Raw genomic sequence first — 19683 nt, 5'->3', positions numbered from 1 at the left:
ATGACCACGTCCGTCGCCGGCACGGCCGGCCGCACCGGGGGCGACCCCGGGCGGCCGGGCCGTGCGGGGGGCGCGGAGACCACGACCAAGACGCGGCGCCGCCCGTTCGGAGCGCAGCCGCTCGGCATCCTGTTCTCCGCCCCGTACCTGATCTTCATCGGGGTCGTGTTCGCGTACCCGATCATCTTCGCGGTGTGGATGTCGTTCCACGACTACTTCTTCACCGCCCCCGGCGCCAACGTCGACCGGCCCTTCGTCGGCTTCGACAACTACGTCACCGCCCTGAGCGATCCCGACGTGTGGCGGGCCTTCGGCAACGTCGGCGTCTTCCTGCTGATCAACGTGCCGCTGACCGTGGTGCTGTCGATCCTGCTCGCGACGGCGCTCGATCGCGCAGTGCGCGCCCGCACCTTCTTCCGGGTGGCGTTCTACGTGCCCTACGTCACGGCATCCGTCGCCGTGGTCGCCGTGTGGCTGTTCCTGTTCTCGAACACGGGCCTGGTCAACAACGTGCTCGGACCCCTCGCGCCGAACCCGTCGTGGCTGGTCAACTCCGCGCTGGCGATGCCCACGATCGCGCTGTTCGTCACCTGGAAGGGCCTCGGGTTCTACATCCTGCTCTACCTCGCCGCCCTGCAGAACGTGCCGCGCGAGCTGCACGAGTCGGTTGCGGTGGACGGGGGCGGGCGCATCCGCCAGTTCTTCGCGGTCACCGTGCCGGGCGTGCGGCCCGCGACGTTCCTCGTGCTGCTGCTGTCGACCATCACGGGCGCGAACCTCTTCACCGAGCCCTACCTGCTCACGAGCGGCGGCGGACCCAACGGTGCGTCCACGTCGCCCGTGCTCCTCATCTACCAGAAGGGCATCGAACAGCAGAACCCCGACGTGGCCGCGGCCATCGGCGTGGTGCTGATCATCTTCGTGCTCGTCATCGCGCTGCTGCAGCGCCGGTTCGTCGGAAGGGAGGAATCATGAGAAGCAAGATCGTCACGTACAGCGTGCTGACCGTCGGTGCGCTCGCGTTCCTGTTCCCCTTCTATTACATGATCGCCGGGTCGCTGCAGACGAGCCCCGACACCTCGATCGCGGGGGCGTTCCCGCACCCCTCCAACCTCACGGTGGAGAACTACACCGCGATCGACGGGCGCATCAACCTGCTGCAGGGCCTGGCGAACTCGGGCATCTTCACCGGCGGCGTCATCCTCGGCACGCTCGTGTTCGGCGTGCTCGCCGGGTACGCGCTCGCGGTGCTGAGGTGGCGCGGACGCTCCGCGACCTTCGCGCTCGTGCTGCTGGTGCAGGTGATCCCGTTCCAGCTGCTGATGATCCCGCTCTACGTCATGATCGCCCGCGATTACGGCCTGAGCGACAGCTACCTGGGCATGATCCTGCCGTTCTTCATCAACTCCACGGCCGTGGTCATCTTCCGCCAGTACTTCCTGCAACTGCCCAAGGAGCTCTTCGACGCCGCCCGTATCGACGGCGCCAACGAGTTCCGGTTGCTGTGGAGCGTCGCGCTGCCCCTCGTGCGCCCGGCGCTGCTCACGGCGGTGCTGTTGACCTTCATCGGTCCGTGGAACGAGTTCCTCTGGCCGTTCCTGATCACGAAGGACGCCACGATGCAGCCCCTGGCGGTGTCGCTGGCGAACTTCATCTCGAACATCGCGGCATCCACCACCAACCCCTTCGGCGCCATGATGGCCGGCGCCGTCGTGCTCGCCGCACCCGCGGTGGCGCTGTTCCTGATCTTCCAGCGCTACTTCACCTCGAACGACCTCGGATCCGGAGTGAAAGGATGACAATGACCCCCGAATCCCCCGTCCCCTACCGCCTCACGCGCGTCGGGGTGGTGATGACCCCCGAGCCCGGCAACGCCGACGAGGCCGAGGGCGTGCTCAACCCGGCATCCGGACGCGGCCCCGACGGCCAGCTGTACCTGCTGCCCCGCCTGGTCGCGGAGGGAAACGTCTCGCGCGTCGGCATCGCCCGCGTCGTGATCGACGACGGCGTGCCCGTCTCGGTCGAGCGCGAGGGCATCGTGCTGCAGCCCGATCGCGGGTGGGAGCGCGGCGTCGGCAACGCCGGCACCGAAGACCCCCGCACCACGTGGATCGAGGCCCTGGGCCTGCACGTGATGACCTACGTCGCCTACGGCCCGCTCGGACCCCGCACGGCCGTCGCCGTGTCGGAGGACCTGCGCGAGTGGAAGCGGCTGGGGCCGGCGATGTTCCGCTACCAGGACGACCTCGACATGGACCTCAACCTGTTCCACAACAAGGACACGGTGTTCTTCCCCGAGCCGGTCACGGCGCCCGACGGCACCGAGTCGCTCGCGGTGCTGCACCGCCCGATGTGGGACCTCGGCGAGACCAAGCCCGGCCAGGGCGTGCGCGTGCCGGCCGGGATCGAAGACCAGCGGCAGTCGATCTGGATCAGCTACGTGCCCCTCGAGGCCGTCCGCGACGACCTCTCGGCGCTCGCGCTCTGGGGACAGCACCGCTTCGTCGCGGGGCCGCAGTACCCCTTCGAAGAGGTCAAGATCGGTGGCGGTCCGCCGCCGCTGCGCATCCCCGAGGGGTGGCTCGTGCTGCACCACGGGGTGACCGGCGTGATCGACAGCGCGTTCTCGCAGCAGCAGAAGGTCAACTACGCCGCCGGGGCCTTGATCCTGGATGCCGCTGACCCCAGCCGCGTGATCGCGCGCACGCCCGAGCCGCTCCTGGCTCCCGAGACCGACGACGAGCGCAGCGGCATCGTGCCCAACGTCGTGTTCCCGACCGCGATCGAGGAGATCGACGGTCGTCACTTCGTGTTCTACGGCATGGCCGACTCGAAGATCGGCGTCGCCCTGCTCGAGCGCACCGACTGAGTACGGCGCGGCTCCGGCCCTCGCGGGTTCCCCTGTCGGGACCGCGTCGGCCGGGGTCGCGCACCCCACCCCTCGAAAGGATCCCCCTCCCCATGAACGCACGATGGAGTGCGCGAATGACGGCCGTACTGGGCGTCGCCGCCCTCGCCGTCCCGCTGACCACCGCCGGAGCCGCCGCGCCCCAGGCGCTCGGAGCGCCCGCCGCCGCGGCATCCGGTGCTCTGACCAACCTCGACCACCTCGACTTCCTGCTCGACGAAGCGACGCCGCCCGCCGATGTCGCCGGTCACTCGACCTACCGACAAGCCGAGGAACCCACGATCCTCGCGCCGTGGACCTACGCCGACGCCCGCGACGGCGGCACCTTCCAACGCGTGGGCGGCGGTCCGCTCGACCCCGCGACCGGCGACTGGGGCCAGGGCGCCTTCAACGCCGACGACAACACCCGCGCGGCCGTCGTCTACACCCGGCACTGGGAGCTCACCGGCGACCCCGACAGTCGGCAGAAGGCGTACGAGCTGCTGCGCACCGTCGCGTACCATCAGACGACCGAGGGTCCCTCGGCCGGCAACGTCGTGCTGTGGATGCAACCCGACGGAGAGCTCAACCCCTCGGCCGAGCCCGTCGAGCTGCCTGATCCTTCCGATTCCGGACCCAGCTACTGGACCGCCCGCACCGTCTGGGCCCTCGGTGAGGGGTACGCTGCGTTCGCCGACGACGACCCCGCGTTCGCGTCGTTCCTCAAGGACCGCCTCGCCCTCTCGCGCGGCGCCATCGAACGCGACGCGCTGTCGAAGTACGGGCAGTACGTCGAGTCAGACGGCGAGAAGGTGCCCGCGTGGCTGATCGTCGACGGGGCGGATGCCACGGCGGAAGCGGTCCTCGGACTCACGGCGGCCGTGCGCGCCGGTGACGACACCTCCGCCACCGCGGCGCGTCAGCTCGCGGAGGGCGTGGCCGCCATGGCAACCGGGAACACCCGCCAGTGGCCGTACGGTGCCGTCCTGCCGTGGGCCCAGTCGCCCGCGATGTGGCACGCGTGGGGCTCGCAGATGCCCGCAGCGCTCGCCGAGGCCGGCGACCTGTTCGGCGACGACGCGCTGGTGAAACCGGCGATCGCGGATGCCACGGGCTTCACCACGACGCTGCTCACCGCCGGCGGGCCCGACAACGGATGGTTCCCGAGCCCCAGCGACCGCGTGCAGATCGCCTACGGCGCCGACTCGCGCGTGCAATCGCTGCTCGCGCTCGCCGACACGACGGGATCGGCCGCATTCGCCGAGCTCGCGGGCATGCAGGCCGCCTGGTTCTTCGGCGCCAACCACGCCGGGGCGCAGATGTACGACCCGGCGACCGGAGTCACCTACGACGGCCTCCAGCCCGACGGCACGGTCAATCGCAACAGCGGAGCCGAGTCGACCATCCACGGCCTGCTCACCGCGCTCGCGCTCGACGCCCACCCCGCGGTGGCGGAGCGGGCGACGGCCCTGACCTCGGTCGAGAGCCGCGTGGGACTGTCGTACGTCGAGGCCGAAGACGCCGTGCGCACCGACGGCGCCGTGTTCACTCCGGAGTCGTCGTGGACGGGGGAGTCGAGCTGGTCGGGCGACGGCCTGACGCTGGGAGCACGTCAGAGCGCCACCTGGGACATCGGCGCCTCCGCCACCGGACGATGGATCGAGCCCGTCGTGTGGACCGAGCCGGGTGAGAAGTCGCAGTCGACCTGGCGCGGCGGCGGCGCGCTGAAGATCACCGGGCCCGAACAGGGCATCTCACCGACGCCGGGCGCTCTGCTGCCCTACGCGCTCACGGCGCCCGCCGCGGGCAAAGGTTCTCAGGTCGACGTGAAGGTGCAGAAGGGCGAGCTGACCCTCGACGGACTGATCGTCCGGCCCTGGATCTCGCGCCTCGTGCTGGGCGGTGACGCTCGCAGCGAGCTCGTGCACTCGAGCGCGGTGGGGCCGCAGCGCACCGGCATCGGTGCCGCGGGAGTGGCTTCGACCGTGTCGGTCGATGACGCCTCGGGCACGCTGGTGCGCAGCACGTCGACGAGCGGAACGGCGACCGTGGTCGTGCCCCCGGGTGGATTCGCGATCGCCCAGGGGTGAGTGCATCGGATCGGCCGGGTCTTTCGGGGCTCGGCCGATCTTGTGCGCGGTGTCGCTGGGCGGTGTTGCGGCGCCGTGGGGCCGGCGGCCTCGGGGCGTGCCCGTCAGCCGCGTCACGGCCGTGTCCGATTTCCGCCAGCCGATGTCGGAGGTCGATGGCAGGGTGGAGGCCATGACCACCACCGCCGCCGCCCTTCCCGGCTTCGCCGAGCGCTACCGCGTCATCCAGTCGCGCGATCGCCGGTTCGACGGCCAGTTCGTCACGGCGGTGAGCTCGACCGGTATCTACTGTCGCCCGAGCTGCCCCGCGCGCACCCCGAAAGAGCAGAACGTCACGTTCTACGCGACCTCCGCGGCCGCGCACGAGGCCGGGTACCGAGCGTGCAAGAGGTGCCTGCCCGAGGCGGCACCCGGGTCGCCGCTCTGGGACGTGCGGGGCGACGTCGTCGCGCGGGCGATGCGCCTGATCGCCGACGGGGTGGTCGACCGCGAGGGCGTGCCCGGTCTGGCCCAGCGGTTGGGCTACTCGTCGCGCCACCTCACGCGCCTGCTCCAGGCCGAACTGGGCGCCGGCCCCCTCGCGCTGGCTCGAGCGCATCGCGCGCACACCGCCCGCGCCCTGCTGGTGGGCACCGACCTGTCGTCGGCCGACGTGGCGTTCTCGGCGGGTTTCTCGAGCGTGCGGCAGTTCACCGACACGATCGGCGAGGTGTTCGGCATGCCCCCGCGCGAGCTGCGCGCCCGCCGGCCGCACTCCTCGGGCGTCGAGGCCGCCGCGGGCGAGATCGACCTCGCCCTGCCGGTGCGCGGGCCGATCGACACGGTCGGGCTGTTCGGGTGGATGCGCGCGCACGCCATCCCCGAAGTCGAGGTCGGTGCCGACGCCTCCTTCGCTCGCGTCGTGCGCCTTCCCGGCGGACCGGCGTGGTTCGAGGTGCGCCTGGCCGACGACGGGCGCCTCCGCCTGCGAGCTCGACTGTCGGCGCTCGCCGATCTCGGCACCCTCATCTCCCGCGTGCGGCGCCTGTTCGACCTCGACGCCGACCCGCTCGCGATCGACGAGGCGCTCGCCCGGCATCCGCAGCTGGCGCCCGCCGTCGCCGCCATCCCCGGCGTGCGGGTGCCCGGCGCGATCGACGCCGACGAGATGCTGCTGCGCGCCATGATCGGCCAGCAGATCAGCGTGGCCTCCGCCCGCACCATGCAGGGCCGTCTGACCGCTGCGTTGGGGGAGCAGGTCGGCGTCGGCCCCGAACCCATGACGCTGTTCCCCACGCCCGCCGCGATCGCGGAGCGCGGGCTCGAGGTCCTTCGGGGGCCGGCCGCCCGCATGCGCGCGATCGTCGAGGCGGCCGAGGCGCTGGCCGACGGCAGCCTCACCCTGGGCTTCGGCGACGACGGGGTCGACCAGCGCCAGCGGTTGCTGGCGCGGCGGGGGATCGGACCGTGGACCGCCGACTACGTGCGCATGCGCGTGCTCGGCGACCCCGACGTGCTGCTGCCCGGCGATGTCGCCGCGCGCGCCGGTGCCGCGGCACTCGGGCTGCCCTCCGACCCCGCGGGCTTCACCGAATGGTCCGAACGCCTGTCGCCCTGGCGCAGCTACGCCATGGCGCACTACTGGTACGCCGCCCCCGTCACCCAGGCATGGAGGTCGCCCGCAGAGACCGCGGCGGCCGTCGTGGCCCGACCCCGGCGTGCGCGCACCCGACGAGCCGCAGACGTCGCGGCATCCGACGTCGAACGCCCCTCATCCCTCACCCGCCCCTCGACCGGAAGCGAGACCCCCGAATGACCACCGCGATCCTCGAATTCGTCGACACCCCCGACGGTCCCTTCGCGATCCTCGCCGACGAGGCCGATCGCGTCATCGTCTCGGGCTGGACGGCCGACACCGACGCCGTCCTCGCGCGGTTGCGGCCCGAGCGGCGGCCAGAGCGCGTCGTAAGCGGCGGTACGGGGGCCGCCCCTGCCGTGCGGGCGTACTACGACGGCGACATCGCCGCGATCGACGCCGTCGCCGTCGCGCAGACCGGCACGCCTCTGCAGCGAGCGGGGTGGCAGGCGCTGCGCTCGATTACCCCCGGCGCACCGCTGACGTACACCGGCTTCGCGGCGGCCCTCGGGTCGCCGACTGCCGTGCGCGCCGCAGCCTCGATCTGCGCGCGCAACGCCGTCGCGCTGTTCGTCCCCTGCCACCGCGTGCTGCGCGGAGACGGGACGCTCGGCGGCTTCGCGTGGGGCACGGGGGTGAAGCAGAGCCTGCTGACGCGCGAATCGGCGGGTTGACCAGGGCGAGAGGTGGCTGAGCCTGTCGAAGCCACCGGAGGGCTGCGGGTTCCGGGCCCGGGCGGGGGAGGTGGCTGAGCCTGTCGAAGCCTCCGGGCGACGGCGGGTTCTGGTCCCGGGTGTGGGAGGTGGCTGAGCTTGTCGAAGCCTCCGGGCGACTGCGGGTTCCGGTCCCGGGTGTGGGAGGTGGCTGAGCTTGTCGAAGCCTCCGGGCGCCTGCGGGTTCGGGGCCCCGGGCCGGGTGTGGGAGGTGGCTGAGCTTGTCGAAGCCACCGGGCGACTGCGGGTCCCGGTCCCGGGTGAGGAACTGGCTGAGCCTGTCGAAGCCACCGGTGGGTCTGCGGGTTCCGGTCCCTTCGACAGGCTCAGGGACCTGGGTCGGGGACTGCGGGTTCCGGTCTCTTCGACGGGCTCAGGGACCTGGGGTCGGGGACTGCGGGTTTCGGTCCCTTCGACAGGCTCAGGGACCTGGGTGGGGTGAGGGAGGTGGCTGAGCCTGTCGAAGCCACCGGTGGGTCTGCGGGTTCCGGTCCCTTCGACAGGCTCAGGGACCTGGGCCGGAGACTGCGGGTTCCGGTCCCTTCGACGGGCTCAGGGACCTGGGGTCGGGGACTGCGGGTTTCGGTCCCTTCGACAGGCTCAGGGACCTGGGCCGGAGACTGCGGGTTCCGGCCCCTTCGACAGGCTCAGGGACCTGAGTCGGGGACTGCGGGTTCCGGTCTCTTCGACGGGCTCAGGGACCTGGGTGGGGGCCGGGAGGTGCCGGGTCGCGTCGGCCGCCGCAAGAAATCCTTGCCCTCAGCAATCTCTCAGGGATAGTCTGGAGGGCTGCCGTCCCCCCGGCGGAAGCTACACCAACTGAGGAGGATTCCATGGACCAGATCGACGCCCCCGTCGCCCCGGCCGCCGCATCCTCCGTCGCTGCGCGCCCCGGCCGACGCTCCTAGGGCACCACGCCGCGCTCACGCGCGACCGTCACGCCTCGACCGACGCACTTCGTCGCGCCTCCCGGCTCCCTCTCCGCGCCCGATCCCGGCGCCCGCTCCGACCCCACGAGGATCATGACCACCTCAACGCCTCCGCAACGCCTGTCCACTCCGCGCGCGCTCGCGCGCCTGCTGCCGATCGCACGGCCGGTTCTGCCGCGCCTCATCGCCGGTGCCGTCACCGCCCTCATCGCGAGCCTGTTGGCCCTGGCTATCCCTCTCGTTCTCGAGCAGATCGTCGCCGGCCCCATCGCCTCGCTCGACGCCGGAGCCCTCGTCTGGGGCTCCCTCGCCGTGCTCGGCCTGGGCCTCGCCGAAGCCGCCATGGTGTGGCTCCGCCGCTGGTTCGTGCTCTCTCCCGCCACCAAGGTCGAGTACGACCTGCGCCAGTCGTTCTACTCCCGCCTCCAGCGCCTGCCCGTCGCCTTCCACGACCGGTGGCAGTCGGGGCAGCTCCTCTCGCGCATGATGCAGGACATCAGCATGCTGCGCCGCTGGCTCGCCTTCGGCGTGATCCTGCTCGTGGTCAACCTGCTGACCATCGCCATCGGCGCCGTGCTGCTGTTCCGCTGGCACTGGCTGCTCGGCGCGCTGTTCCTCGTCACCTCCGCCCCGGTCATCTACGTCGGCTTCCGCTTCGAGAAGCGTTACGGCGCGCTGACGCGTCAGAGCCAAGACCAGGCCGGCGACCTCGCCACCAGCGTCGAAGAGAGCGTCCACGGCATCCGGGTGCTCAAAGCCTTCGGGCGCGGCAAGCACGCTCTGCAGAAGTTCACCCGCCAGGCTGAATCGCTGCGCGAGACCGAGATCGACAAGGCCCGCGCGATCGGGTGGATCTGGTTCTGGCTCGTGCTGCTGCCCGACATCGCATTCGCGGTGTGCCTCGGCGCCGGCATCGTGCTGACCCAGCTCCAGCAGCTGCAGGTCGCCGAGCTCGTGGCGTTCTTCGCCATGGCGACCGTGCTGCGGTGGCCGATGGAGTCGATCGGGTTCCTGTTCTCGTTCCTGCTCGACGCGCGCACCGCCACCGACCGCATCTTCGAGGTCTTCGACGAGCAGAACACCATCGTCGACCCCGAGAACCCCCGCACCATCGCGGAGCCGCGCGGCGAGCTGACCTTCGAGGGCGCGCACTTCCGCTACCAGGACTCCGCCGGCACCGAGCCCGACCTGCTGAACGGCATCGACCTCGTGCTGCGGCCGGGCGAGACCATGGCGCTCGTCGGCTTGACCGGCTCGGGCAAGACCACGCTCACCACGCTGCCCGGGCGCCTGTACGACGCGACCGGCGGCCGCGTGCTGATCGACGGTGTCGACGTGCGCGACCTGACGCTCGCCGAATTGCGGCGTCACGTCGGCATGGCCTTCGAAGACGCCACGCTGTTCTCGCAGACGGTGCGCGACAACGTGCTGCTCGGTCGTGAAGACCTCACGCCCGGCTCACCCGAGGCCGAGGAGATCCTGCGCGAAGCGCTGCAGGTCGCGCAGGCGCACTTCGTGTACGACCTGCCCGACGGCCTCGACACGGTCATCGGCGAAGAGGGCCTGAGCCTCTCCGGCGGTCAGCGTCAGCGCCTGGCGCTCGCACGCGCGGTCGCGGCCCGCCCCGCCGTGCTCGTTCTCGACGACCCGCTGTCGGCGCTCGACGTCGACACCGAGGCCCTGGTCGAAGACGCGCTGCGCGAGGTGCTCAGCGAGACGACCGCCCTCGTCGTGGCCCACCGGCCCTCGACGGTCACTCTCGCCGACCGGGTGGCTCTGCTCGAAGACGGCCGCATCACCGCCGTCGGCACGCACTCCGACCTGCTCCGCGAAAGCGACCACTACCGCTACGTCATCTCGAGCCTCGAAGAGGCCGAGCGCGAAGCCCGCACGGGCGCGATCGACGTGATCCCGTCCGACGACGACGTCCTCACCGAGAAGGAGGCGACCCGATGAGCACCTCCACCGTCTCCGGGACGAGCGGCGAAGACCGCTCCGACTACACGCGCGACGAGAGCCGCGCGATCCGTCAGCGTTCGCTGCGCCTTCTCGGCTCGCTCGTCTCACCGCTGCGCTGGCAGCTCGTGCTCGCCGGCGCCGTGCTCGTCGTCTCGACCGCTCTGCGGGTCGCCGGTCCGGCGCTGATCGCGTACGGCATCGACAACGCCCTGCCGGCCGTCATCGAGCGCAGCGACTGGATGCCGACGTACGGCGTCGTCATCGTGTATCTGCTCGCCGGCATCGGCGGCGCCGTGCTCATCGGCTGGTACGTCGTCGTAGCCGCGCGCCTCACGCAGGCCGTCATGCTCGACCTGCGCAAGCGGATCTTCCTGCACACGCAGCGGTTGAGCCTCGAGTTCCACGAGTCGTACACGTCGGGGCGCATCATCTCGCGGCAGACGAGCGACCTCGACACGATCCGCGAGCTGCTCGACGGCGGGCTCAACGAGCTGGTGTCGGGCGTGCTCTACGGCCTGTTCACCCTCGCGGCCCTGTTCCTGATCGACTGGCAGTCCGGGCTGATCCTCACCGTCATGGGCATCCCCATGTACTTCCTCATGCGCTGGTTCTACTCGCGCTCGCAGGTGATCTACCGCGAGTCGCGCGTGATCAGCGCCCAGGTGATCGTGAAGTTCGTCGAGACGATGACCGGCATCCGGGCGGTCAAGGCGTTCCGCAAGGAGCCGCGCAACGACGCGGAGTTCGGCAAGCTCGCCGGCGACTACCGCGACGTGAACATGCGCTCGATCAAGCTGTTCGGAACCTTCGAGCCGGGCATCATGGGCGTCGCCGCGGTCTCGGTCGCCGTGGTGCTGCTGTGGGGCGGCGGACGCGTGATCGCGGGGCCGCTCGAGATCGGTGTGCTCACCGCCGCCGTGCTGTACGTCCGCAACTTCTTCTCGCCGCTGCAGGAGGTGGCGTTCTTCCTGAACTCCTACCAGTCGGCGACGGCCGCGCTCGAGAAGGTGTCGGGCGTGCTCGAGGAGCAGCCGACGGTTCCCGACCCGACCGACCCGGTCGACCTGTGGACCGCCCGGGGCCACGTGAGCTTCGACGACGTCACCTTCGGATACTCCGACGACCGCGTCATCCTGCCGCACTTCTCGCTCGACATCCCGGCCGGGCAGACCATCGCGCTCGTCGGCACGACCGGTGCGGGCAAGTCGACGTTGGCCAAGCTCGTGTCGCGGTTCTACGACCCGACGAAGGGCGCCGTGACCCTCGACGACGTCGACCTTCGGCGTCTGCACCCGAAAGACCTGCGTCGCGCGATCGTCATGGTCACGCAGGAGGCCTACCTGTTCAGTGGGACCGTGGCCGACAACATCGCCCTCGGTAAGCCCGATGCCACGATGGACGAGATCCGCGCGGCGGCTCGCGCCGTGGGTGCCGACGCGTTCATCTCGAAGCTGCCCGACGGCTACGACACCGACGTGAACAAGCGCGGTGGCCGTGTGTCGGCGGGCCAGCGTCAGTTGATCTCGTTCGCGCGGGCGTTCCTCGCCGACCCGGCGGTGCTCATCCTCGACGAGGCCACGGCCTCGCTCGACATCCCCAGCGAGCGGCAGATCCAGGACGCCCTGCAGACGCTGCTCGCCGACCGCACGGCGATCATCATCGCCCACCGCCTGTCGACGGTGGCGATCGCCGATCGCGTGCTGGTGATGGAGCACGGTCGCATCATCGAAGACGACACCCCGGCCGCCCTCATCGCCGGCACGGGCAAGTTCGCCCAGCTCCACGCCGCCTGGCGCGAGTCGCTGGTCTAGCCCGCCCCGCGGGAATGACGGATGCCACGCTGCCCCTCGGGCGCGTGGCATCCGTCTTTCCGTCGAAAGCAGTCTGCTGTCCGGTGCCGTTTCGAGTCACACCAGTCGAACCGAATGAGGGCGCCCAGCGCCCCGCCCGGATCTTCGCGCCTCAGCCGATCACACCCGCGCGCGGGCGATGACCTCGCCGTACGCCGTCTCGCCAACCGGCTCGAAGCCGACGCGCTGGAAGAACGCCTCGGGACCGCCGACACCGGGTTCGTAGATCACGTCGACGTGGTCCATGCCGCGACCGCGGGCTTCCTCGAGCACGGCGGCGATCGCGTAGCTTCCGACGCCGCGGCCCTGCTCGTCGGCGTCGACGTTGATGCGCCACAGCACCGACTGGAAGTGCTCCTCGTGGGCGTCGCGATCGAAGTTCGCGCTGACGAAGCCGACGACCTCATCGCCGTCGAGGACCACGCGTTGCCAGGTCGTCTGCGGGTTGCTCACCGTGGCGGCGACCCCGTAGCTCACGGGCGCGAGGAACTGTTCCTGTCCGGGCTTGAGCGAGAGCGTGTTGACGGCCACGATCGTGGCGGCGGACAGTTCGACGAGACGCAGGTCAGCCATGCGCTCAGGCTACCGGCACGCCCGCCCCGCCCCCAAAGATCGCATACCGACGCATGTTCTTGCCGAGGGGGAGCAGCGGGGAAAGACGAGGGCGGATGCCGAGAACTATCTCGACATCAAGAGACTTTGCCCATGTGCGATAGGCTGAATCGCAACCCTGGCCGCCTCTACGGAGAGATCTGACGTGCCCGATTCCACCATCATTTACACGTACACCGACGAGGCGCCGGCTCTCGCCACCGCGTCGTTCCTGCCCATCGTGCAGGCCGTCACGAAGCAGGCGGGTGTCGACGTCGAAACCCGCGACATCTCGCTCGCCGGCCGCATCCTCGCGGCCTTCCCGCAGCGCCTCACGCCCGAGCAGCAGGTCGGCGACGCGCTGGCCGAGCTCGGCGGACTCGCCACGCTGCCCGAGGCGAACATCATCAAGCTGCCGAACATCTCGGCATCCATCCCGCAGCTGAAGGCCGCGATCGCGGAGCTCCAGTCGCAGGGCTACGACATCCCCGACTACCCCGATGAGGCGTCGAGCGTCGAAGACAAAGACGTGCGCGCGCGCTACGACCGCATCAAGGGCTCCGCGGTGAACCCCGTGCTGCGCGAGGGCAACAGCGACCGCCGGGCCCCGCTCGCGGTGAAGAACTACGCCAAGAAGCACCCCCACCGCAACAAGGCGTTCGCCGAGGGCTCGAAGACCCGCGTCGCAACCCTCGGCCACGACGACTTCCGCTCGAACGAGAAGTCGGTGGTGCTCGGCGACGATGACGTGCTGACGATCCAGCACGTGGCCGCCGACGGCTCCACCACGACGCTGAAGGAGGGCCTCAAGGTCCTCCAGGGCGAGATCGTGGATGCCACCTTCCTCTCGGCCGCGGCCCTCGACGCGTTCCTCGCCGACACCCTCGCCCAGGCGAAGGCCGACGACGTGCTCTACTCGGTGCACCTGAAGGCCACGATGATGAAGGTCAGCGACCCGATCATCTTCGGTCACGTCGTCAAGGCGTTCTTCGCCGACGTGTTCGACCGCCACGGCGACGCCCTCGCCGCGGCCGGTCTCACCCCCAACGACGGCCTCGGCTCGATCCTTGCGGGTCTGTCGAACGTCGAGGGCGGCGACGCCATCGCCTCCGAGATCCGTGAGGCCCTGGCATCCGGCCCCCGCCTGTCGTACGTCAACAGCGACAAGGGCATCACCAACCTGCACGTGCCCTCCGACGTGATCGTCGACGCCTCGATGCCCGCGCTCATCCGCAACGGCGGCAAGCTCTGGGGCGCCGACGGGGGAGAAGACGACACGCTCGCCGTCATCCCCGACTCCTCGTACGCCGGTGTCTACCAGGCGACCATCGAGGACGTCATCGCGAACGGCCCCCTCGACCCGGCCACCATCGGCTCGGTGCCGAACGTCGGTCTCATGGCCCAGGCGGCCGAGGAGTACGGCAGCCACGACAAGACGTTCGAGATCGCCGCCCCCGGCCGCGTGCAGGTCGTCGCCTCGAACGGCGACGTGCTGCTCGAGCACGAGGTCAGCACCGGCGACATCTGGCGCGCGACCCAGACCAAAGACGTCGCGGTGCGCGACTGGGTGAAGCTCGCCGTCACCCGCGCCCGTGCGACCGGTGTCCCGGCCGTGTTCTGGCTCGACGAGACCCGCGCGCACGACCGCAACCTCATCGCCAAGGTGCACGAGTACCTCGCCGACCACGACACCGACGGCCTCACGATCGAGATCCTCGCCCCCGCCGAGGCGACGACCTACTCGCTCGAGCGCATCCGCCGCGGCGAGGACACGATCTCGGTCACCGGCAACGTGCTGCGCGACTACCTCACCGACCTGTTCCCGATCCTCGAGGTGGGCACGAGCGCCAAGATGCTCTCGATCGTCCCGCTGCTCGCGGGCGGTGGCCTGTTCGAGACCGGCGCCGGCGGCTCGGCTCCCAAGCACGTGCAGCAGCTCGTCGAGGAGGACTACCTCCGCTGGGACTCGCTCGGTGAGTTCTTCGCCCTCGCGGCTTCGCTCGAGCACCTCGCCGACACCACGGGCAACGAGCGGGCTCGCGTGCTCGCGCAGACCCTCGATGCCGCGACCGGCACGTTCCTCGAGAACGACAAGTCGCCCGGCCGTGCCCTCGGCACGATCGACAACCGCGGCAGTCACTTCTACCTCGCCCTGTACTGGGCGCAGGAGCTGGCGAAGCAGTCGACGGATGCCGACCTGGCCCAGGTCTTCGCCCCGGTCGCCGAGAAGCTGGCCGCGGAAGAGCAGACGATCGTCGCCGAGCTCAACGCCGTCCAGGGTCACCACGCCGAGATCGGCGGGTACTACCGCCCGAACGCGGAGCTCGTCGAGAAGGTCATGCGCCCCTCGGTCACGCTGAACGCGGTGGTCGACGCCCTGCGCTGAGCCGGAAACCCCAGAAGGGGCGGATGCCACACGGCATCCGCCCCTTCTGGGGTTTCCGGGCCGCGGCTCGGCGCGTCGGCACGGCACAACTCCTGTAATCCGCGGTTGTCGGGCACTCCGGAGGGCCCGGGCGGGGCAGAGAGCAGGAGTTGTGCCCGCCGGGGCCCCGGACGCGAAGTGTCGGGGCGGGTTGCCGGGCGAGAGTCCTGCGTTGCGTCACAGCGGTGCGACGCAGGGTGCGAAGACGCCGGCCCGCCGGCACGCTGTCACGCCGGGACGCTGTCGCACCAGGACGCAGTCCCGCCGGGAGAAAAGACAGAGGGGCGGATGCCGAAGCATCCACCCCTCTCAGAAGGATCCGGGCTCAGTAGTGAACCGAGACCTCCGTGCCGCGGTAGGCCCAGTCGTAGAGCTCCTTGGCCTGCGGGATGGTCATGTTGATGCAGCCGTGGCTCATCGGGGTGCCGAAGTTGTTGTGCCAGTAGGTGCCGTGGAAACCCTCGTCACCGTTGAAGTACGCGACCCAGGGGACGTCCTTGGTGCAGTAGTCGTAGCCGGGGACGCAGCCCATGTCCTGCATCGCGGTCTTCCAGCCGATGCGGAAGTTGCCGGTGTGCGTCGCGTGCTCGCCGGCGCCCGACGAGATCGTGTAGGTGCGGTACACCTGACCGTTCTGCCAGAGCGTGGTGGTCTGCGTGCTGAGGTTGACGTCGATGCGGCGCTCGGTCTTGGTGGTGTCGAACGGCGTCTCGGTGACGTTCAACGCGTAGCGTCCGTTGCCGTCGGCGAGCTGCGTCGCGAAGGCCGCGGCGATGCCGGCGGTGTCGCCGAGCGCGCGGCCGGTCTGGCCCTCGGTGAGGGTGTGGATGACCTCTCCACCGGTGTCGACGATCACGTCGGCGTTGACGGCACCGCGGTCGACCGTGCCGGTCAGGCCGTCGACGACGGTCTGGATCGCGCTCTGGTCGGCCGAGATGACGAAGTCGCCCGTGCCGTCGGGGGTGACGGTGAGCCACGAGGCGGCGGTGGCGCGGTCGACGGGCACCGTGCGCTCGTCGCCGACGTAGAAGCCGGCCGAGTCGAGGATGCCGTTGAGGGTCGCGACGGCGGCGCCGGCCTCGTCTGTCGAGACGGGGGCCTCGACGGGCACGAGGGTCGCGTCGACCGTGGTGGTGGTTTCACCGGAGTCGAAGGCCGACTGCAGGGCGGCGGCGACGGTGGCGACGTCGATGCCCTCGCCCGCTTCGGCGGGGGTGGCGACGTAGGCCTGCGAGCCCGCGTCGTAGGCGACGGTGGCGTCGACGGGCGCGCGGTACGCGCCGGGGGCCTTGTCGCGCAGGGCGGCGGTGGCCGCGGACTCGTCGATCTGGACGGCGACGCCGGCTCCCTCGGGGAACCACGCGGCGGGCTTCCACATGGGGTTGTCGGCGAAGGCCTTGTCGGCCAGGGCGGCGGCGTCGACCGTCGCGCCGAGGTCGGCGCCGGTGACGGTGACCTCTCCGGCGGGGCTCTCGACGACGACGGCGGTGTCGGCCAGTCGGGTCGAGATCGCCTGCGCGGCGGCGCCGGCGGTGAGACCGCCGATCTGCACACCGGCGACCGAGGCGCCGGGGGCGATCAGCACGAGGGAGGCCGCGATGAGGGCCACGGCCGTCGCGCCGGCGGGGATGCCGATCCACAGGCCGGAGCGGTTCTTGCGCGTCGTGGGCTCGGACGGAGCCCAAGCGTAGGTCGCGCCGTCGGTGCCAGGTGCGCCGTCGGTCATGAGTCAAACCCCCCGGAAGTCAGTCTTCCCATGCTAAAGCCGCGGCCTGCGCGTCACCCCCGAGCAATATCACGGTCTGATCACGCCCGCGGCGTGACGCGGCCGTTCCGGCCGCGCACGACGTCAGGGCGCGAACACCTTTCCCGGGTTCAGGATGCCGAGGGGGTCGAACACCCGGGCGATGTCGCGCTGCAGCGTCCACTGGTCGTCGCCCAGCTCGTCGGCCAGCCAGCGCCGTTTGAGCACACCGATGCCGTGCTCGCCGGTGAGGGTGCCGCCCAGCGCCAGCGCCGCGCGGAAAAGCTCTTCGGCGGCGTCCCACACGATCGGCGGCACCTCGGGCCCCTCGAACACGAAGTTGGGGTGCAGGTTGCCGTCGCCCGCGTGGGCGACCGCGGGGATGACGAGGCCGAACTCGCGCTCGATGCGCGCGATCTCGTCGAACATGTCGGGCAGGGCGCTGCGCGGCACCGACACGTCTTCGATGAGGGTCGTGCCGAGGGTCTCCATCGCGGGATGCATCGCCCGTCGCACGGCCAGCAGTGCCTCGCCCTCGGCCGCGTCGGCGGCGACGGTCACCGTTCCACCGGCGGCACGCAGCACCTCGGCGACCGCGCGAGCTTCGTCGACGGCCACGGGTCCGTCGGTCTGCACGGTCAGCTGAGCGGCACCGGCGACGGGGGTCGGCAGAGACAGCAGGCGATGCACGGCCGCGAGGCTCGTGGCATCCATCAACTCCATGATCGCGGGCTGGATTCCGGATGCCGTGACCGCCGCCGACGCGACGGCGGCGGCCCGCACACCCTCGAACAGGGCCGTCAGGGTGACGCGCTCGCCCTCGACGAGGCGACGGAGCTTGAGCGTCGCGCCGACGACGACACCGAGCGTGCCCTCCGACCCGATGACGAGCGAGGTGAGATCGAGACCCGTGACGCCCTTCACGCTGCGATGACCGAGGTGCAGGAGCCGCCCGTCGGCGAGCACGAGGTCGACGCCGAGCACCGCGTCGCGCACGACGCCGTACTTCGCGCACAGCAGGCCGCCGGCGCCGGTGGCGATGTTGCCGCCGACGGTGGAGATGGCGCGGCTGGCCGGATCGGGTGCCCACCACACGCCGTGCGGTTCGAGCTGCGCGTTGAGGTCGGCGTTCAGGATGCCGGGTTCGACCACGGCCAGCAGGTCGTCGGGGCGTACCTCGAGCACGCGATCCATGCCGCGCACCGAGAGGCTGATCTCTCCGCCGCCGGTGTTCGCGCCGCCCGCGAGGCCGGTGCCCGCGCCGCGCGGCACGACGGGGGTGCGCGTGGCGGTGGCGATGCGCATCACCGCCTGCACGTCGGAGACGGATGCCGCGTGCACCACGGCCAGGGGGAGCCCCTCGGCCGCATGGCCCGACTTGTCGGCCCGGGCCGCGTCGAGCGACGCGGGAGAGGTGTCGACGCGCGCACCCAGCTCGGCGCGCAGCAACGCGAGGGCCCGGTCGGGCGCGCGCGGAGACGGCGAGTCGTCGGCCGTCTCGTCGGCGATCACGCCAGGCGCCGTCTGCCGTTCAGAGCGCCGAACGTGACGGCGACGATCGCGAACACGAGGCCGATGAGGGCCTGGCCCATGCTCCACCACGCCACGGTGGCGGCGGCGTAGACGAAGAGCTCGACGATCGCGCGGACGAAGGGGTGCACCGCCAGCACGGCGCGCGGTGAGACGAACAGCGCCCACACGGCGATCGCCAGGACGGGGGCGCCGATGCCGGCGACGATGCTCCAGGGGAAGGGCCACGCGGTGAAGCCCCAGATGGCGAGCGTGATGAAGGCGAAGAGGCCGCAGATGACGCTGCCGATCTCGACCCCCGACGGGCGCGGGCGCATGCCGGGAGCGAGAGGCGCCTGCGCGCGGACGTTCGGAGTGTCGGTCACCCCAGCATTTTACGCGGGCGCCGGGGCACGGCATCCGGGATCGCTCACCGTCGAGCCGTTCGCGGCGCGGCCGAAGTCCCTGAGCTTGTCGAAGGGCCCGGGACCCGCGGAGGCCCGGTGGCTTCGACAGGCTCAGCCACCTGGCGTTACGCAGGTCCCTGAGCTTGTCGAAGGGTCCGGGACCCGCGGAGGCCCGGTGGCTTCGACAGGCTCAGCCACCTCGCGAGGCACAGGTCCCTGAGCTTGTCGAAGGGTCCGGGACCCGCGGATGCCCCGGTGGCTTCGACGGGCTCAGCCACCTCGCGCAGCCCAGGTCCCTGAGCTTGTCGAAGGGCCCGGTACCCGCAGGTCCCTCGCGCAGCGCGGGTCCCTGAGCTTGTCGAAGGGTCCGGGACCCGCGGTGGCCCGCTGGCTTCGACAGGCTCAGCCACCTGGCGTTACGCAGGTCCCTGAGCTTGTCGAAAGGCCCGGGACCCGTGGATGCCCGGTGGCGTCGACAGGCTCAGCCACCTGGCGTTACGCAGGTCCCTGAGCTTGTCGAAAGGCCCGGGACCCGTGGATGCCCGGTGGCTTCGACGGGCTCAGCCACCTGGCGTTACGCAGGTCCCTGAGCTTGTCGAAGGGTCCGGGACCCGCGGTGGCCCCGGTGGCTTCGACAGGCTCAGCCACCTCTGCTCCGGACAGCACCTAGGTGGCCCCGGTGGCTTCGACAGGCTCAGCCACCTCTGCTCCGGACCGTACCCCTCCCGGTGTTCCCGATGAGCTCAGCCACCCCAGCATCGGGCGGAACCTGTGGAGGAACGGTGGATGCCGCGACGCGCGAGGACGCGCGCGTGATACGCGCTACAGTGGCACCGTCGCGACTGGCGTTGAGGTGGGACACCACCGGGGAGCGACCGCTTGACGGTATTCGACCGCACGCCTGGGTCGATGCGGTATCTCCGCGGACTCGCCGAGTCCGCGGCATCCGGAACCATCGTCAAGG

The 19683-nt window shown here is 70.8% G+C and carries 13 protein-coding genes and 1 riboswitch; of the genes, 9 read left to right on the top strand and 4 right to left on the bottom strand.

Going from position 1 to position 19683, the window contains the following annotated elements:
• The 8 genes from FS769_RS02950 to FS769_RS02915 all read left to right on the top strand — a co-directional run bounded on the left by FS769_RS02950 (nucleotide 1) and on the right by FS769_RS02915 (nucleotide 12004).
• Nucleotides 1–975, top strand: coding sequence for a carbohydrate ABC transporter permease (locus tag FS769_RS02950; protein ID WP_144829157.1), 975 nt, complete (start codon nucleotides 1–3; stop codon nucleotides 973–975).
• Nucleotides 972–1799: a carbohydrate ABC transporter permease gene (locus FS769_RS02945; protein ID WP_144782543.1), complete on the top strand. Its 828-nt coding sequence runs from the start codon at nucleotides 972–974 to the stop codon at nucleotides 1797–1799. The genes FS769_RS02950 and FS769_RS02945 overlap by 4 nt, the downstream gene beginning before the upstream one ends.
• Nucleotides 1800–1801: 2 nt before the next feature.
• Complete coding sequence (locus FS769_RS02940) at nucleotides 1802–2869, top strand: glycosidase (protein ID WP_144829154.1); 1068 nt, start codon at nucleotides 1802–1804, stop codon at nucleotides 2867–2869.
• A gap of 116 nt (nucleotides 2870–2985) precedes the next feature.
• A complete protein-coding gene (locus tag FS769_RS02935) occupies nucleotides 2986–4977 on the top strand; it encodes a hypothetical protein (RefSeq protein ID WP_260979675.1) in 1992 nt (663 codons plus the stop codon).
• A gap of 172 nt (nucleotides 4978–5149) precedes the next feature.
• Nucleotides 5150–6772, top strand: coding sequence for an AlkA N-terminal domain-containing protein (locus tag FS769_RS02930; protein ID WP_144782537.1), 1623 nt, complete (start codon nucleotides 5150–5152; stop codon nucleotides 6770–6772).
• Complete coding sequence (locus FS769_RS02925) at nucleotides 6769–7266, top strand: methylated-DNA--[protein]-cysteine S-methyltransferase (RefSeq protein ID WP_144829148.1); 498 nt, start codon at nucleotides 6769–6771, stop codon at nucleotides 7264–7266. Before FS769_RS02930 ends, FS769_RS02925 begins: the two co-directional genes overlap by 4 nt.
• 1061 nt (nucleotides 7267–8327) lie before the next feature.
• Nucleotides 8328–10190 carry an ABC transporter ATP-binding protein gene (locus FS769_RS02920; RefSeq protein ID WP_144829145.1) on the top strand — a complete coding sequence of 621 codons (1863 nt, stop codon included), beginning with the start codon at nucleotides 8328–8330 and terminating at the stop codon, nucleotides 10188–10190.
• Nucleotides 10187–12004 (top strand): ABC transporter ATP-binding protein, encoded by a 1818-nt coding sequence (locus tag FS769_RS02915; protein WP_144782531.1) that lies wholly within the window; start codon nucleotides 10187–10189, stop codon nucleotides 12002–12004. Before FS769_RS02920 ends, FS769_RS02915 begins: the two co-directional genes overlap by 4 nt.
• Nucleotides 12005–12163: 159 nt before the next feature.
• On the opposite strand, the gene FS769_RS02910 is transcribed toward FS769_RS02915, so the two are convergent.
• Nucleotides 12164–12616 carry a GNAT family N-acetyltransferase gene (locus FS769_RS02910; RefSeq protein ID WP_144782529.1) on the bottom strand — a complete coding sequence of 151 codons (453 nt, stop codon included), beginning with the start codon at nucleotides 12614–12616 and terminating at the stop codon, nucleotides 12164–12166.
• 184 nt (nucleotides 12617–12800) lie between these two features.
• On the opposite strand from FS769_RS02910, the gene FS769_RS02905 reads away from it, so the two are divergent.
• Nucleotides 12801–15020, top strand: coding sequence for an NADP-dependent isocitrate dehydrogenase (locus FS769_RS02905; protein ID WP_144829143.1), 2220 nt, complete (start codon nucleotides 12801–12803; stop codon nucleotides 15018–15020).
• Between the two features lie 364 nt (nucleotides 15021–15384).
• On the opposite strand, the gene FS769_RS02900 is transcribed toward FS769_RS02905, so the two are convergent.
• From FS769_RS02900 to FS769_RS02890, 3 genes are all read right to left on the bottom strand, one after another.
• Nucleotides 15385–16785, bottom strand: coding sequence for a L,D-transpeptidase family protein (locus tag FS769_RS02900; protein ID WP_144829140.1), 1401 nt, complete (start codon nucleotides 16783–16785; stop codon nucleotides 15385–15387).
• Nucleotides 16786–16908: 123 nt separating this feature from the next.
• Nucleotides 16909–18315 carry an FAD-binding oxidoreductase gene (locus FS769_RS02895; RefSeq protein ID WP_144829137.1) on the bottom strand — a complete coding sequence of 469 codons (1407 nt, stop codon included), beginning with the start codon at nucleotides 18313–18315 and terminating at the stop codon, nucleotides 16909–16911.
• Nucleotides 18312–18698 carry a YrdB family protein gene (locus FS769_RS02890; protein ID WP_186325400.1) on the bottom strand — a complete coding sequence of 129 codons (387 nt, stop codon included), beginning with the start codon at nucleotides 18696–18698 and terminating at the stop codon, nucleotides 18312–18314. Before FS769_RS02890 ends, FS769_RS02895 begins: the two co-directional genes overlap by 4 nt.
• An 849-nt stretch (nucleotides 18699–19547) precedes the next feature.
• Nucleotides 19548–19633, top strand: a riboswitch (ZMP/ZTP riboswitch).
• Nucleotides 19634–19683: the final 50 nt, after the last annotated feature.

It is taken from the genome of Microbacterium sp. BH-3-3-3, from assembly GCF_007679045.1.
Classification (GTDB): Bacteria; Actinomycetota; Actinomycetes; order Actinomycetales; family Microbacteriaceae; genus Microbacterium; species Microbacterium algihabitans.
Note: the sequence above shows the minus strand (reverse complement) of the source record. Positions and strands in the feature narration are given on the sequence as shown.